16 protein-coding genes, 1 tRNA gene and 1 riboswitch are annotated in these 13,309 nt (G+C 61.6%); of the genes, 14 read left to right on the top strand and 3 right to left on the bottom strand.

Going from position 1 to position 13,309, the window contains the following annotated elements:
- Positions 1-126: 126 nt before the first annotated feature.
- The gene (gene nrdR / locus CFB46_RS07825; protein WP_006476792.1) at positions 127-606 is read right to left on the bottom strand and encodes a transcriptional regulator NrdR; all 480 of its coding nucleotides are present in this window, start codon (positions 604-606) and stop codon (positions 127-129) included.
- A 6-nt stretch (positions 607-612) separates the two neighbouring features.
- Positions 613-1,860: a serine hydroxymethyltransferase gene (gene glyA / locus CFB46_RS07820; RefSeq protein ID WP_027783650.1), complete on the bottom strand. Its 1,248-nt coding sequence runs from the start codon at positions 1,858-1,860 to the stop codon at positions 613-615.
- A gap of 137 nt (positions 1,861-1,997) precedes the next feature.
- A riboswitch (ZMP/ZTP riboswitch) is annotated at positions 1,998-2,098 on the bottom strand.
- A gap of 180 nt (positions 2,099-2,278) precedes the next feature.
- Between glyA and CFB46_RS07810 the strand changes: the two genes are divergently transcribed.
- From CFB46_RS07810 to CFB46_RS07770, 9 genes are all read left to right on the top strand, one after another.
- Positions 2,279-3,025 carry an SDR family NAD(P)-dependent oxidoreductase gene (locus CFB46_RS07810; RefSeq protein ID WP_089499676.1) on the top strand — a complete coding sequence of 249 codons (747 nt, stop codon included), beginning with the start codon at positions 2,279-2,281 and terminating at the stop codon, positions 3,023-3,025.
- A 106-nt stretch (positions 3,026-3,131) separates the two neighbouring features.
- Positions 3,132-3,617 carry a tol-pal system-associated acyl-CoA thioesterase gene (gene ybgC, locus CFB46_RS07805; protein ID WP_089499675.1) on the top strand — a complete coding sequence of 162 codons (486 nt, stop codon included), beginning with the start codon at positions 3,132-3,134 and terminating at the stop codon, positions 3,615-3,617.
- Positions 3,618-3,761: 144 nt separating this feature from the next.
- A complete protein-coding gene (gene tolQ / locus CFB46_RS07800; protein ID WP_027783647.1) occupies positions 3,762-4,439 on the top strand; it encodes a protein TolQ in 678 nt (225 codons plus the stop codon).
- A gap of 10 nt (positions 4,440-4,449) precedes the next feature.
- Positions 4,450-4,899: a protein TolR gene (gene tolR, locus CFB46_RS07795; protein WP_006484943.1), complete on the top strand. Its 450-nt coding sequence runs from the start codon at positions 4,450-4,452 to the stop codon at positions 4,897-4,899.
- Positions 4,896-5,951, top strand: a complete 1,056-nt coding sequence (gene tolA, locus CFB46_RS07790; RefSeq protein WP_027783646.1) for a cell envelope integrity protein TolA — start codon at positions 4,896-4,898, stop codon at positions 5,949-5,951. The genes tolR and tolA overlap by 4 nt, the downstream gene beginning before the upstream one ends.
- A 108-nt stretch (positions 5,952-6,059) precedes the next feature.
- Positions 6,060-7,355 carry a Tol-Pal system beta propeller repeat protein TolB gene (gene tolB / locus CFB46_RS07785; protein WP_027783645.1) on the top strand — a complete coding sequence of 432 codons (1,296 nt, stop codon included), beginning with the start codon at positions 6,060-6,062 and terminating at the stop codon, positions 7,353-7,355.
- 17 nt (positions 7,356-7,372) lie between these two features.
- Entirely contained in the window at positions 7,373-7,885 is a 513-nt protein-coding gene (gene pal, locus CFB46_RS07780; protein ID WP_006484980.1) for a peptidoglycan-associated lipoprotein Pal, read from the top strand.
- Between the two features lie 19 nt (positions 7,886-7,904).
- Positions 7,905-8,654, top strand: a complete 750-nt coding sequence (gene ybgF / locus CFB46_RS07775; RefSeq protein WP_011544679.1) for a tol-pal system protein YbgF — start codon at positions 7,905-7,907, stop codon at positions 8,652-8,654.
- Positions 8,655-8,762: 108 nt separating this feature from the next.
- Positions 8,763-8,839: transfer RNA gene (locus CFB46_RS07770), tRNA-Lys, on the top strand.
- 304 nt (positions 8,840-9,143) lie between these two features.
- On the opposite strand, the gene CFB46_RS07765 is transcribed toward CFB46_RS07770, so the two are convergent.
- Positions 9,144-9,518, bottom strand: a complete 375-nt coding sequence (locus tag CFB46_RS07765) for a helix-turn-helix domain-containing protein (RefSeq protein ID WP_034185400.1) — start codon at positions 9,516-9,518, stop codon at positions 9,144-9,146.
- A 142-nt stretch (positions 9,519-9,660) separates the two neighbouring features.
- On the opposite strand from CFB46_RS07765, the gene CFB46_RS07760 reads away from it, so the two are divergent.
- The 5 genes from CFB46_RS07760 to CFB46_RS07735 all read left to right on the top strand — a co-directional run bounded on the left by CFB46_RS07760 (position 9,661) and on the right by CFB46_RS07735 (position 13,231).
- The gene (locus CFB46_RS07760) at positions 9,661-10,044 is read left to right on the top strand and encodes a hypothetical protein (RefSeq protein WP_051421382.1); all 384 of its coding nucleotides are present in this window, start codon (positions 9,661-9,663) and stop codon (positions 10,042-10,044) included.
- An 85-nt stretch (positions 10,045-10,129) separates the two neighbouring features.
- Complete coding sequence (locus CFB46_RS07755; RefSeq protein WP_080681314.1) at positions 10,130-10,591, top strand: hypothetical protein; 462 nt, start codon at positions 10,130-10,132, stop codon at positions 10,589-10,591.
- 72 nt (positions 10,592-10,663) lie between these two features.
- Positions 10,664-10,876 (top strand): antitoxin MazE family protein, encoded by a 213-nt coding sequence (locus tag CFB46_RS07750; RefSeq protein ID WP_080681313.1) that lies wholly within the window; start codon positions 10,664-10,666, stop codon positions 10,874-10,876.
- Complete coding sequence (locus CFB46_RS07745; RefSeq protein ID WP_027783643.1) at positions 10,873-11,196, top strand: type II toxin-antitoxin system PemK/MazF family toxin; 324 nt, start codon at positions 10,873-10,875, stop codon at positions 11,194-11,196. The genes CFB46_RS07750 and CFB46_RS07745 overlap by 4 nt, the downstream gene beginning before the upstream one ends.
- 994 nt (positions 11,197-12,190) lie before the next feature.
- Positions 12,191-13,231, top strand: a complete 1,041-nt coding sequence (locus CFB46_RS07735) for a relaxase/mobilization nuclease domain-containing protein (protein WP_089499674.1) — start codon at positions 12,191-12,193, stop codon at positions 13,229-13,231.
- Positions 13,232-13,309: the final 78 nt, after the last annotated feature.

Genomic DNA, 13,309 nt, shown 5'->3' with positions numbered 1-13,309 from the left:
GACGACTGTAGCGGCGCGTGCGGACGCGCGCCATTAGCCGAACGGCCGACTGGCGACATGCGACTGCAACCGACACAATCGGCGCGAATCGAAGCACCGGATTAGTCGATGAACGAACGCAGCGCGTCAGCGCTTACGTGGAGTTTTGGCGGGAGAGGCGCGACGGAACTCTTCGATCACGTCGGCAAATTCGGAAACGTCCTCGAACCGGCGATACACCGACGCGAAGCGCACATAGGCGATCGTGTCGAGGCCGCGCAACTCGTTCATCACGAGTTCGCCCAGCTTCTCGCTACGCACTTCACGCTCGCCCGTCGCGAGCAGTTGATATTCGATGCGGGCGACCGCCGCGTCGATCGCGTCGGCGGCAACCGGCCGCTTGCGCAGCGCGAGTTGCATGCTGGCGACGATCTTGCGGCGATCGAATTCCGTGCGGCTGCCGTCCTTCTTCACGACGAACGGCAGGGACAACTCGACCCGCTCGTACGTCGTGAAACGCTTGTCGCAAGCCGAGCAGCGACGGCGCCGCCGAATCGCGGCACCATCTTCGGACACGCGCGAGTCAACGACCTGCGTGTCGTCATGCCGGCAGAACGGGCAGCGCATCGGCGATCAGCGGTAAACCGGGAAACGCTTGGTCAGCTCGGCGACCTGCGCGCGCACGCGCTCGATCGTCGCTGCGTCTTCCGGGTTATCCAGCACGTCGGCAATCAGGTTGCCCACCTGCTCGGCTTCCGCCGGCCCGAAACCGCGCGTCGTCATCGCCGGCGAACCGAGGCGCACGCCGCTCGTCACGAACGGCTTTTCCGGGTCGTTCGGGATCGCGTTCTTGTTCACGGTGATGTGCGCCGCGCCGAGCGCCGCTTCCGCTGCCTTGCCCGTGATGTTCTTCGCGCGCAGGTCGACCAGCATCACGTGGCTTTCCGTGCGGCCCGACACGATCCGCAGCCCGCGCTTCACCAGCGTTTCGGCCAGCACACGTGCGTTCTCGACGACCTTCTGCTGATATTCCTTGAACTCCGGCGACAGCGCTTCCTTGAACGCCACAGCCTTCGCCGCGATCACGTGCATCAGCGGGCCGCCCTGGATCCCCGGGAAGATCGCCGAATTGATCGGCTTCTCGTACTCGGCCTTCATCAGGATCACGCCGCCGCGCGGGCCGCGCAGACTCTTGTGCGTCGTCGTCGTCACGAAATCCGCGTGCGGCACCGGGTTCGGATACACGCCCGCCGCGATCAGGCCTGCGTAGTGCGCCATGTCGACCATCAGGTACGCGCCCACCGACTTCGCGATCTTCGCCAGACGCTCGAAATCGATCTTCAGCGCAAACGCCGACGCGCCCGCGACGATCAACTTCGGCTTGTGTTCCTGTGCAAGCTGCTCGGCAGCGTCATAGTCGATGTCTTCGTTTTCGTTCAGGCCGTAGCTCACCACGTTGAACCACTTGCCCGACATGTTCACCGGCGAGCCGTGCGTCAGGTGGCCGCCGTGCGCGAGGCTCATGCCCATGATCGTGTCGCCCGGCTTGAGCATCGCGAAGAACACGCCCTGGTTCGCCTGCGAACCCGAGTTCGGCTGCACGTTCGCCGCTTCCGCGCTGAACAGCTGCTTCACACGGTCGATCGCCAACTGCTCGACCACGTCGACGTACTCGCAGCCGCCGTAGTAGCGCTTGCCCGGATACCCTTCCGCGTACTTGTTCGTGAGCTGCGAGCCCTGCGCGGCCATCACGGCCGGGCTCGTGTAGTTTTCCGACGCGATCAGCTCGATGTGATCTTCCTGACGGCGGTTTTCCTGCTCGATCGCTGCAAAGATTTCGGGATCGACGTTCGCGATGGTGCTTTGGGCTCTGTCAAACATACGGTTTCCGTTAAGTGTGTACAGGTTGACCGGAGCGGCCAAGTACGGTGCGTTGCTGGCGAGACCAGCTCGACGTGGCGGAAGAATCCGTATGACGCGAGGCAGGACAGCCACCGGCGATGCACGCGACGGCGCACAACGGCTGCCCAGGCGAACGGCAAAAACGGCGCCCCGCGCTTCACGGTGGGATGCTCCACCTTGAACCCGAAGGGTTCTATCGCCAGTCACGCAGGGGTGATGAGCGCATTAGTGTATTGGATGCGTCATGAATAGGCAACCGCACGGCAGGACGCTCGAATCAATTGGGGCCAGGTTTTACGCGCCCGTGCCGAAACGCTTTGCCGCCTTGCCGCGGTGCGGCAATCTCAGTAGGCTTGCGGGATATCACCCGCTACTTTGTTACCGACCAGGAGCAGCAATGATCGTGTTCGTCACAGGCGCGTCCGCCGGCTTCGGCGCCGCCATTTCCCGTGCCTTCGTCAAGGGAGGCCATCGCGTCGTCGCGACCGCGCGCCGCAAGGATCGTCTCGATGCGCTCGCCGCCGAACTCGGCGACGCGCTGCTGCCGCTCGAACTCGACGTGCGCGACCGCGCGGCCGTCGAGGCCGTGCCAGCCGCCCTTCCCGTCGAATTCGCGGCGCTCGACGTGCTCGTCAACAACGCCGGCCTCGCGCTCGGCGTCGAGCCGGCCCACAAGGCCAGCCTCGACGAATGGCAGACCATGATCGACACGAACTGCTCGGGCCTCGTGACCGTCACGCACGCGCTGCTGCCCGGCATGATCGAGCGCGGCCGCGGCCATATCTTCAATCTCGGTTCGGTTGCCGGCACCTATCCGTATCCGGGCGGGAACGTATACGGCGCAACCAAGGCTTTTGTCCGACAATTCAGCCTGAACCTGCGCGCCGATCTGATCGGCACGCCATTGCGCGTGACCGACATCGAGCCGGGCCTGTGCGGCGGCACGGAATTCTCGAACGTCCGCTTCCGAGGCGACGATGCGAAGGCGGCGAACGTGTACCAGAACGTCCAGCCGCTCACGTCCGAGGACATTGCCGACACGATCTACTGGATCGCGACGCGCCCGGCACACGTGAACATCAACACGATCGAGATGATGCCGGTCGCACAGGCACCGGCCGGGCTCACGATCCATCGCGGCTGACGCATCGCGCACAGCCGCGGCCGCCTCCGGCGGGCCCGCGGTGTGCCGTGTCGCACTACATTCCGTTACGAAACCGTTACGAATCCGGTTCCTGCGTTCCGGTAGAATGCGCGCCATGACTCAGCCTACCCGTTCCCCGGAAGCGCCGTCCGGCTTTACCTGGCCGGTGCGCGTGTACTACGAGGATACCGACGCAGGCGGCATCGTCTTCTATGCCAACTACCTGAAGTTCTTCGAGCGCGCCCGCACCGAGTGGCTTCGCGCATGCGGCGTCGACCAGCGTCGGCTCGCCGACGATACCGGTGCGATCTTCATCGTGCGCAGCACGTCGCTCGACTACCGCGCGCCCGCGCGACTCGACGACACGCTGACGATCACGAGCCGGCCCGGACGCATCGGCCGCGCGTCGGTGGAATTCACGCAGGAAGCCTGGTGTGGCGGCACGCTGCTTGTGGTTGGGCACATCCGCCTCGGCTGCGTCGAGCGTCACGGCATCCGGCCCGCGGCCATCCCGCCGGCCGTGCTCGATGCGCTGCAACGCGGGCCTGTCATCGGCGCGGGGCAGTCTGATTTGTCAACGAAGCTCGCATGAGCCCCGTTTAGACACAGCCTATGAACTTGCCGTTCTGATTAGATACTAAGCAAGGTTCGGCGTCAGGAATGGCCGGCGCGCCGCGCCGCACGCACACCGGACGCCCTTGCCGGGCACTCCCGAAGGGACGCTACTCAAACCTCTATGAATACTGCTCAAGACCTGTCGATCATTTCCCTCGTTCTCAACGCGAGCGTGCTGGCCCAGGCCGTGATGGGGCTGCTGCTGCTGCTGTCGCTGATGTCGTGGACCTTCATTTTCCGCAAGTGGTTCGCGATCCGCCGCGCGCGCGCGCAGACCGAACGCTTCGAGAAGGATTTCTGGTCGGGCGGCGACCTGCAGGCGCTGTACCAGAGCGCAGCCAACAACCGCCATACGATCGGCGCACTCGAGCGGATCTTCGAATCGGGGATGCGCGAATTCCTCAAGGCAAAGGAAAAACGCCTCAGCGATCCGGGCCTCGTGCTCGACGGTGCGCGCCGCGCGATGCGCGCGTCGTTCCAGCGTGAAATGGACGTGCTCGAAGCCAACCTCGCGTTTCTCGCGTCGGTCGGCTCGGTCAGCCCGTACATCGGTCTGTTCGGCACGGTCTGGGGGATCATGAACTCGTTCCGCGGCCTCGCGAACGTCCAGCAGGCGACGCTCGCGAACGTCGCGCCGGGCATCGCCGAAGCGCTCGTCGCCACCGCGATCGGCCTGTTCGCCGCGATTCCGGCGGTGGTCGCGTACAACCGCTACGCGCACGACATCGACCGCCTCGCGATCCGCTTCGAGACCTTCATCGAAGAGTTCTCGAACATCCTGCAGCGTCAGGCCCAGTAAGGAGCGCGCCATGGCAGGAAGCCCCATCCGATCCAGCATGCGCGGCGGCCGCTCGCGCCGCGCAATGGCCGACATCAACGTCGTGCCGTACATCGACGTGATGCTGGTGCTGCTCGTGATCTTCATGGTCACCGCACCGCTCGTCGCCCCGTCGATCATCAACCTGCCGACCGTCGGCAACGCCGCGCCGCAGGAGCAGACGCCGCCCGTCGTCGTCAACATCAAGGCCGACCGCACGATGAGCGTCAAGTACAAGGGCGACTCGGGCGCGACCCAGGAAGACACGATGACGAAGGCCGAGCTCGACAGCTTCATCTCGGCCCGGCAGGCCGATCACCCTGACCAGCCGGTCGTGATCGCAGCCGACAAGACCGTGCAGTACGATGCTGTCATGACCGTGATGTCCGATCTGAAGGCGCGCGGCGTCAAGCGCGTCGGCCTCCTCGTCAAATCGCAATGAACCGGCAGCAATCCACGCGCGGATCCGCGTACCCGCTCCAGCCGCCCCGCGAGCGCGGGACGTGGCGCGCGTTCGCGCTCGCCGCGCTGATGCACGTGCTGCTCGCGCTGTTCCTCTATCACGGCGTGCAGTGGCAGAACAGCACGCCGGCCGGCGCCGAAGCCGAGCTGTGGACCGAAGTGCCCGACGTCCCCACGCCGCGGCCCGTCGTCACGCCCACGCCGCCCGCGAAGGTCGCGCCGCCCCCGCCCCCGGTGCGCGACGAACAGGCCGACATCGCGCTGCAGCAGAAGAAGCGGCAGCAGGAAGCGGCCGCGCGCGAAGCGCAGCTCGAGCAGCAGCGCCGCGTGCAGCAACTGAAGGCCCAGCAGGAAGAGGAAGCCCGCCGCGCGCAGCTCGCCGCGCAACAGGCCGCCGCGCTCGCCGCCCAGAGGGCCGCGGAACGCGACAAACAGAAGCAGGCCGACAAGCTCAGGCAACAGCAGCTCGCCGAGCAGCAGAAGCTCGAACAGCAGAAACTCCAGCAGCAAAAGCAGGCTCAGCTCGAAGCGCAGCAGGCGGCGAAGGCGAAAGCCGACGCAGCCGCGAAGGCAAAGGCGGAAGCGCAGGCCAAGGCGAAGGCCGAAGCCGCGGCGCGCGCGAAGGCCAATGCGGCGGCGAATGCAAAGCTCGACCGCGAGCGCAATGCGCGCCTCGCGCAGATGCAGGGGCTGTCCGGCGCCGGTGAAGGCGGCGGCGAAGGCCTCGCGAAAAGCGGCACGGGCACGGGCTCCGGCGGCAATGCCGCCACGCCCGGCTATGCCGACAAGGTACGCCGCCGCGTCAAGCCGAACATCGTTTGGGGCGGCGAGCGGGCAGGCCTGACCACCGTCGTCAAGATTCGGTGCACGCCATCCGGTGACGTATTGAGCGCATCGGTCTCCCGCTCGAGCGGGAATTCGGGGTGGGATCAAGCCGTGGTCAATGCGATCCACGCATCGGTCCCGTTGCCGCCCGATTCTAACGGCCGTACCCCGTCTGACATTACGATTACCTTCAAGGCGGCGGAGTGAAACGAAATGCGCTTACACTCCGGGCTCGCTGTCAGATGGGAACGAATCGGGTATTTTTACTGTCTCTGCCGTTGCGCAGCGATCCAAGCCATACGGGAAGCAAGAAGCATGAGTTTGATGACAAAGCTAGGTTTCAGGGCACTCGTGGCCTCGTGTCTGATTACGGCCGGCAGCGCGGCTAACGCCCAGGTCAACGTGCTGATCACCGGTGTCGGGTCGACCCAGTTCCCCATTGCCACCGCGAATTTCACGAACGAGGCGAACCTGCCGCAGCAGGTCACGTCGATCGTTCGCGCCGACCTCGCCCGCAGCGGCAAATTCACCAACATCGACGCCGGCAGCACGCCCGTGCCCGAGACCGCATCGGTCGATCTCGGCGCGTGGAAGGCCAAGGGCGCGAATGCGTTCGTCGCCGGCAGCGTGAACCGCGAGGCAAACGGCCAGTACAAGGTCAACTTCATTCTGTACGACACCGTGAAGCAGCAAAGCCTCGGCGGCCTGTCGCTGACGGCCACCGACACCACGCTGCGCACGGCCGGCCACAAGATCGCCGACTACATCTACCAGAAGCTGCTCGGCGTGCGCGGCGTGTTCGCCACGCGCCTGTCGTACGTGATCAAGACCGGCAACCGCTACCAGCTGCAGATTTCGGATTCGGACGGCCAGAACGCGCGCATCGCGCTGTCGAGTACCGAACCGATCATCTCGCCGGCCTGGTCGCCGAGCGGCACGAAGGTCGCGTACGTGTCGTTCGAGCGCAAGAAGCCGATCGTCTACATCCATGATCTGCCGACCGGCAAACGCTACATGGTCTCCGACCAGAAGGGCAACAACAGCGCACCGGCGTGGTCGCCGGACAGCAACACGCTTGCGGTCGCGCTGTCGCTGACGGGCAACACGCAAATCTATACGGTCAACGCGAACGGCGGCGGCCTGCGCCGTCTCACGCAGAGCAGCTCGATCGACACCGAGCCGTACTACTCGCCGGACGGCCGCTGGATCTACTTCACGAGCGACCGCGGCGGCGCGCCGCAAATCTACCGGATGCCCGCACAGGGTGAAGGCGCCGGTGCCGCGCAGCGCGTGACCTTCACCGGCAGCTACAACACGAGCCCGCGCGTGAGCCCGGACGGCAAGCTGCTCGCTTACATCTCCCGCACGGGCGGGGGCTTCAAGCTGTACGTTCAGGATCTGCAGACCGGCGCGGCGAACGCCATCACGAATACCAATCGCGACGAATCGCCGAGCTTCGCGGCAAACGGCCAGTACCTTCTGTACGCTACCCAGTCGGGTGGTCGCAATGTTCTGGCTGCAGTGCCCTCCGACGGCAGCGCGCCGCCGCAGATCCTGTCCGTCCAGGGCGGCTCCGTTCGCGAGCCGTCGTGGGGGCCCTTCATGCAATGACCACAAGGAGAGTAACCATGATGTCGAATAAAGCTCGTCTGGCCCTGGCCGTGATGATGATCAGCGCGCTCGCAGCGTGCAAGTCGGGCGTGAAGCTCGACGACAAGGCAAACAACGCGGGCGCAGTCAGCACGCAGCCGAGCGCCGACAACGTCGCGCAAGTGAACGTCGATCCGCTGAACGACCCGAACAGCCCGCTCGCGAAGCGCAGCATCTACTTCGACTTCGACAGCTATTCGGTGAAGGACGAGTACCAGCCGCTGATGCAGCAGCACGCGCAGTATCTGAAGAGCCACCCGCAGCGCCACGTGCTGATCCAGGGCAACACCGACGAACGCGGCACGAGCGAGTACAACCTCGCGCTGGGCCAGAAGCGTGCGGAAGCCGTCCGCCGTGCGATGGCACTGCTCGGCGTGAACGATTCGCAAATGGAAGCCGTGAGCCTCGGCAAGGAAAAGCCGCAAGCAACGGGTCACGACGAAGCATCGTGGGCGCAGAACCGTCGCGCCGACCTCGTCTACCAACAGTAAGTAACGGAAGAATCGCCGTATGACGCATCGTTTAACCTGGCTGCGCGTTGCCGCAGCGTTCTGCGTCGCGGGCGCGGCGTGGTCGGCCGCGCCGGCGCACGCCGGCATGTTCGACGACAACGAAGCGCGCCGTGCCGTGCTCGATCTGCGCAGCAAGAGCGACAACCTGTCGAGTCAGTTGTCGGCCGCCCAGCGTACGATCCTCGATCAATCCGGCCGTATCGACCAGCTGAATCAGCAGGTCGCGACGCTGCGCGGCGAGAACGAGGATCTGACGAACCGGCTGACGACGCTCGAGCGGCAGCAGAAGGAGTACTACCAGGATCTCGACACGCGGCTCAAGAAGTTCGAGCCGCAGCAGGCGACGATCGATGGTGTCGAAGGCACCGTGCAGCCGGGTGAAACGGATGCGCTCAGCGCGGCGCAGCAGCAGTTCCGCAACGGCAACTTCAAGGCGGCGGCGGCTTCGTTCCGTGCGTTCATCGCGAAGTATCCGCAGAGCCCCTATCAGCCGACCGCGCAGTACTGGTACGGCAACGCGCAATACGCGCTGCGCGACTACCGCGGTTCGACCGCGACGTGGCAAGGGATCGTCAGCAAGTTCCCCCAGCACCCGCGCGCGGCCGACGCCCTCGTGGCGATCGGCACGAACCAGCTCGAGCAAGGCCAGAAGGCGGCCGCGAAGAAAACGTTCGAGCAGGTCGTGTCGCAGTACGCCGGGTCGAACGCGGCGCAGACGGCGCAGGGCAAGCTTGAAACGATCAAATAATTATCGTGACGGGTTGTTGACAGCCTAGCAACCCGTCGCTATAATCTTTTGCTCTTCAGGTCGTTGCACAAGTTGTTGAAGCAACGATCCGACAGGTTTCAAGAACGTGGGGTGGTAACTCAGTTGGTTAGAGTATCTGACTTTTAATCAGAGAGTCGAGGGTTCGAGTCCCTCCCACCCTACCAACTATCTTCGATAGTGCAAAAATGCCTCCCTCGCGGAGGCTTTTTTGCGCCTATCGCTTTCTGTGCCGAGTTCGGGATTTCGCCGTGATCTTGCCGATCGCGCATGAAAGCAGCCGGCGCCCTTACCGGCTCGTCGGTCGACTACGCACCGCAGACCGATGCGGCCACGAATACCCGCCCCATCGTGGCCACGCTCTTGTAGCTCCCCGTCCTCGAGACATTCAACCAGCGACTGACTATCCGCTGCGCCAGGCCGGGCGCACACTGCGCGCGGATCTACGTGCACCCGTTTTGTATCCCTCAATCATCCAAGTGGATCGACATCCCCCTCGGACTGGGAGGGCTGCTGCTCCTTCAACTGAGGAGCCGTCGGATCAATGAGTGCTTCGATTAGGGCTACGACTGCCGCGCGCTGTCGCACATCCAATGCCCTATATCCGGAAAGCACCCTCCGCTCATCCTCACCAGCTACGCGAGACGCGATCTCGCCAGTCAACAAATAGTGTAAATCGACGCCGGCGGCGGCAATTGCGCTCAGGTAGTCCGAGTTAGGTCGCCTCATCCCCTTCTCATATTGGAACTGTGCGTGCTTCTGAACACCGCCGGCAGTCGCGAACTCGACCTGGCTCAACCCTAAACGCAATCGCTCACTTCTCAGGCGGGTCTCGAAATCATTCATTTGATATATTTTCCCCTTGACAAACTATCATATGAATCTACAATCAACCATAAAGGTATCTATTTGATACATGTGACCCGCAGCACAGCGGTGCTGCATAGCCACTCAGCTCACCGCGAATCGCAATGTGTGAGGTGTTGTTATGTCGTTCACTTATGAAATTTCTGGTGCCTTACCCGTCCTGAACGGATTTCGCCATATCCACGCCAGGAACTTCGCTCGCTGCATTGCGCCCCCCGCGAGCATCCACTTCGCGGTGGACGCCATTACTCGATCCCTCCTCATCCGGATCCGCGGGGCGCTGGGCGATGACGAAGTTGAAGCGATCGAGGACACCTTGAAAGAATTCTCCCAGAAATGGGCTCGAAGCGGAGCGGCCTTCGGACGCGGCCGCTATGGAGAAGCGTCGATCGTTCTTCTTGGACCGCCTGAGCACATCAAATCGCTCACCGAACTGGCCATCACGACTTGGCCAACGACCAGAAGCATCCAGAAGCAGTACCGCATCGGAACTTGCGGATTCTAGCGAGGCTCCCGTTATAGGTAGCGCGCCCGCATAGCGAAGTTCACCGCAGTGAACATTTTGTGGATTGAGTCATAGGAGAATTGCGATGCTCGAACCTGCAGATTATGTTTTGTCAGGAGCTTTGTCGGTTCACGACGATCTGGAACAAGAGCAACTCGATCGTGTGTCACGACATCTGGCGGGAATCGCAACGGTACATCTGAAACACGACAAGGTAGCCCATACCGTTTCTCTGCGCGTGACGGGAACGCTCATGCGCGACGATGTGCGCTATATCGAGCAGCGCATCGAGCGGTTCGCCGAAGAAAATGCGCGAGTTGCCGCCATTCTTCTTAGCGAGTGGAATGGCACAGCGGGCGAACTTGTCGTAGGAATGAACTGGGATGCCCAATGCCTCATTCAGTTGGGGGCCGTACAAGAGCAACTGGCGAAACTGTCGAATCGATACTTCGATTTCATTCTTCGCATCGAAGCCCCCGACTCTCCCACACACGGCGCGCCGCTTATGTGCGTCTCAATTGAGTCGCCTGAAGCACAAAAATTCTGACCCCAAATATGGCGTTGGATTGAATCGTTACATGTAACACGCTATACTCGTTACATGTAACAGGAGATTATGATGGCAACGACGACTTCTGAGCGGGTTCGGATCTATCGGGAAAACCTGCGTGCGGCCGGACTAAGGCCGGTCCAAATCTGGGTACCTGATACCCGGCACCCAGCCTTTGCAAGCGAATGTGTACGACAGTCCAGCGTAATTCGCGAGAGCCTTCACGAAGACGACCTGCTCGACTTCATCGAACAAGCCGCCGATGTCGGCATCCCACTGTGAAACGCGGAAGCATCGTTACCGTCGCACTCCAGGGTGACTTTGGCAAGGCGCGCCCAGCGCTCGTGGTACAGACCGATCTGTTCGCCGATCACCCGAGTGTCGCGTTGCTACTCATGTCGAGCGAAATTGTTGACGCTCCCTTGATCCGCATAACTATAGCCCCGTCAAAACTGAACGGCTTACGCGCGCTGTCGCAGGTCGCCGTCGACAAAATGTTTACAGTACGGCGCGAGAAGATCGGCCAGACCATCGGCCGGCTGGAAGACGAGGCGATGGTCACTGTAAACCGCTCACTTCTTGTCTTCCTGGGGCTAGCGTAATAGAGCTGCCCCGGCAGAGACTAAAATCCGGGACAACGCTAACGTTGCTTTCCACTGGCACGCAAGAGCCGCCCGTATCCACCAACAGCATTCGACACCCATTTTTACGGCGCGCAACTGATTAGTATGACAAGAATGCGAACGCCAGTCACCCCCTTACCTAGGGAGTTGCCGCATTCTCGACGCCGGCTTAGATTGCAACCTATAGCTCCGCCCCAACCTGCTGTACACGCACGGCCTAATTATTAAGGATGCCATATTTGTTGCGCCGCTCACTTTGGCGCTTCGACTTAACTGTCGGTTGCTGCCGTCGAGACTGCTTTTAGTTGCACCGACACGGCGAAACTAGAGACGATGCCATTCGAGAAAGGAAAGCTCGAACGTAGCACCCTGTACTCGCGTCACGGCGAAGTATCAGACTTTACGAAAAGCGGAGGTCCATCAATGACGATGAGCGTACGACGACAAACAAATGGGCAACCCCGGTCCCGACTGAGTGTCGACTTAGGGGCACTAAAGTCAAAATGGAAGTCGTGGTGCACACAACGAGGTGTGACGCCGAGCGAAGCGCTGCGAAAGTTAGTGGTTGAAGCTGTTGCAGTTGCAGCGGATCGTCCGAACTTGCCACAATCACTGCCGGCCCGCAGCGGACCATGCGTGCGAATCCAAATCGGACTCACTCAGGCCGAACTCGACGGCGTCAGAGGCGTCGCCTATGTGAACGGCTTCACCGCTAATAGGTGGATCGTCGCTCTGGTTCGAGCGCAGCTTACGCGCGAACCACAGCTTGGGAACCGAGAAATGACACTTCTCGCGGAGTCGAATCGACAACTAGCGACGATTCGGACGTTGCTCGGTGAACTCGCAAGGGGGCCAAACTGTAGCGAGCTCCCGGAAGGCTTCGATTGGGAGCACACCCGCGCCTTGATCGACACACACCTGCGCACTGTAACGACGCTCCTACGAAGTAACCTCGATCGATGGAGCCGCTGAAATGCCATTCGCCAAAATTTACGTCGACGCGCTTTTGGTGAACTGGGGCGATCGACTATTTCGTGAACCGCTGAGGCATGTCAGCGCACCGCACCTTGCACGCGGAATATTGCATCAGCATGCATCTCTTTTGCGCGAGAAGCTGGGTTTGACGCTTCGACGCGCGCCTGAGGTGATAGTTAAGATTAGCAATAAAGCAACAGGTGCGCAGGGGATGGGGGCTGTTCGTCGCCATCTTCAATACATTTCGCGCAACGGAAATGTCGCGCTAGAGGACCAGGATGGACACGTGATTGCCGGTACATTGGAGTTGAATGACCTACTTGAACAATGGCACTTGAGTGGCTGGGGAATTCCCCAAGATAGCAAACGCAGAGAGACCCTTAATGTGCTGCTGTCCATGCCGCCTGGCACCAATCGCCAAGCAGTACGAGATGCAGCGAGGGCATTTGCTCATGAAATATTTGGTGATGGCCGCCCTTATGTCTTCGCTGAACACGATGACGAAGCGCATCCCCATGTACATCTGAGTGTCCACATACGTGGTCCGGACGGCCGGAGACTCAATCCACGCAATCAAGACTTACACGATTGGCGAGAAGCATTTGCGCGACGACTGCGAGAATACGGCGTCGACGCGAACGCTACGCCGAGGATGGCTCGCGGTCAGATTCAGCGCTTTCCGAAACACGGAGCTGTCTGGATGGCGCGACAAGGAATTCCTCTGCGATTTCCCCCTCCAGTGTCGAATGACGAGGCCCAAAAAATCTTATGGAATATGTATTCAGCAGTCCTTATCGCTTGGCACGAGATCGCACAAGCATTGGCACACTCCGATGCATCAGAAGATCGCACAATGGCAATGGATATCGCAGATTTTGTGTGGCAGATGCCAATACGAACATTGAGTCCCAATCCGATACCGCAACATGGTCTCGTGAGGTTACGGCCTGAAAATTCGCACAATAGTCATCGTGTGGGATCTAATCCGGAACCGCAACTGGATCAAAGCTGCAACCCGTCCATCGAGTTGGATCGCTGATCAATGTCTTTCCGGTCTCGACGACTGAATCCAAGTTGGCATAGATGCTAAGCACGACCGTGTGCCTATCATTCACCG

This window comes from Burkholderia sp. HI2761, assembly GCF_002223355.1.
Classification (GTDB): Bacteria; Pseudomonadota; Gammaproteobacteria; order Burkholderiales; family Burkholderiaceae; genus Burkholderia.
The sequence above is the reverse complement of the archived record's forward strand: the minus strand, read 5'-3'. Positions and strand labels throughout refer to the sequence as shown.

Coding starts and splice junctions, on each gene's coding strand:
- nrdR (WP_006476792.1), bottom strand. CDS start 606: ATGCGCTGCCCGTTCTGCCGGCATGACGACACGCAGGTCGTTGACTCG.
- glyA (WP_027783650.1), bottom strand. CDS start 1,860: ATGTTTGACAGAGCCCAAAGCACCATCGCGAACGTCGATCCCGAAATC.
- CFB46_RS07810 (WP_089499676.1), top strand. CDS start 2,279: ATGATCGTGTTCGTCACAGGCGCGTCCGCCGGCTTCGGCGCCGCCATT.
- ybgC (WP_089499675.1), top strand. CDS start 3,132: ATGCGCGCCATGACTCAGCCTACCCGTTCCCCGGAAGCGCCGTCCGGC.
- tolQ (WP_027783647.1), top strand. CDS start 3,762: ATGAATACTGCTCAAGACCTGTCGATCATTTCCCTCGTTCTCAACGCG.
- tolR (WP_006484943.1), top strand. CDS start 4,450: ATGGCAGGAAGCCCCATCCGATCCAGCATGCGCGGCGGCCGCTCGCGC.
- tolA (WP_027783646.1), top strand. CDS start 4,896: ATGAACCGGCAGCAATCCACGCGCGGATCCGCGTACCCGCTCCAGCCG.
- tolB (WP_027783645.1), top strand. CDS start 6,060: ATGAGTTTGATGACAAAGCTAGGTTTCAGGGCACTCGTGGCCTCGTGT.
- pal (WP_006484980.1), top strand. CDS start 7,373: ATGATGTCGAATAAAGCTCGTCTGGCCCTGGCCGTGATGATGATCAGC.
- ybgF (WP_011544679.1), top strand. CDS start 7,905: ATGACGCATCGTTTAACCTGGCTGCGCGTTGCCGCAGCGTTCTGCGTC.
- CFB46_RS07765 (WP_034185400.1), bottom strand. CDS start 9,518: ATGAATGATTTCGAGACCCGCCTGAGAAGTGAGCGATTGCGTTTAGGG.
- CFB46_RS07760 (WP_051421382.1), top strand. CDS start 9,661: ATGTCGTTCACTTATGAAATTTCTGGTGCCTTACCCGTCCTGAACGGA.
- CFB46_RS07755 (WP_080681314.1), top strand. CDS start 10,130: ATGCTCGAACCTGCAGATTATGTTTTGTCAGGAGCTTTGTCGGTTCAC.
- CFB46_RS07750 (WP_080681313.1), top strand. CDS start 10,664: ATGGCAACGACGACTTCTGAGCGGGTTCGGATCTATCGGGAAAACCTG.
- CFB46_RS07735 (WP_089499674.1), top strand. CDS start 12,191: ATGCCATTCGCCAAAATTTACGTCGACGCGCTTTTGGTGAACTGGGGC.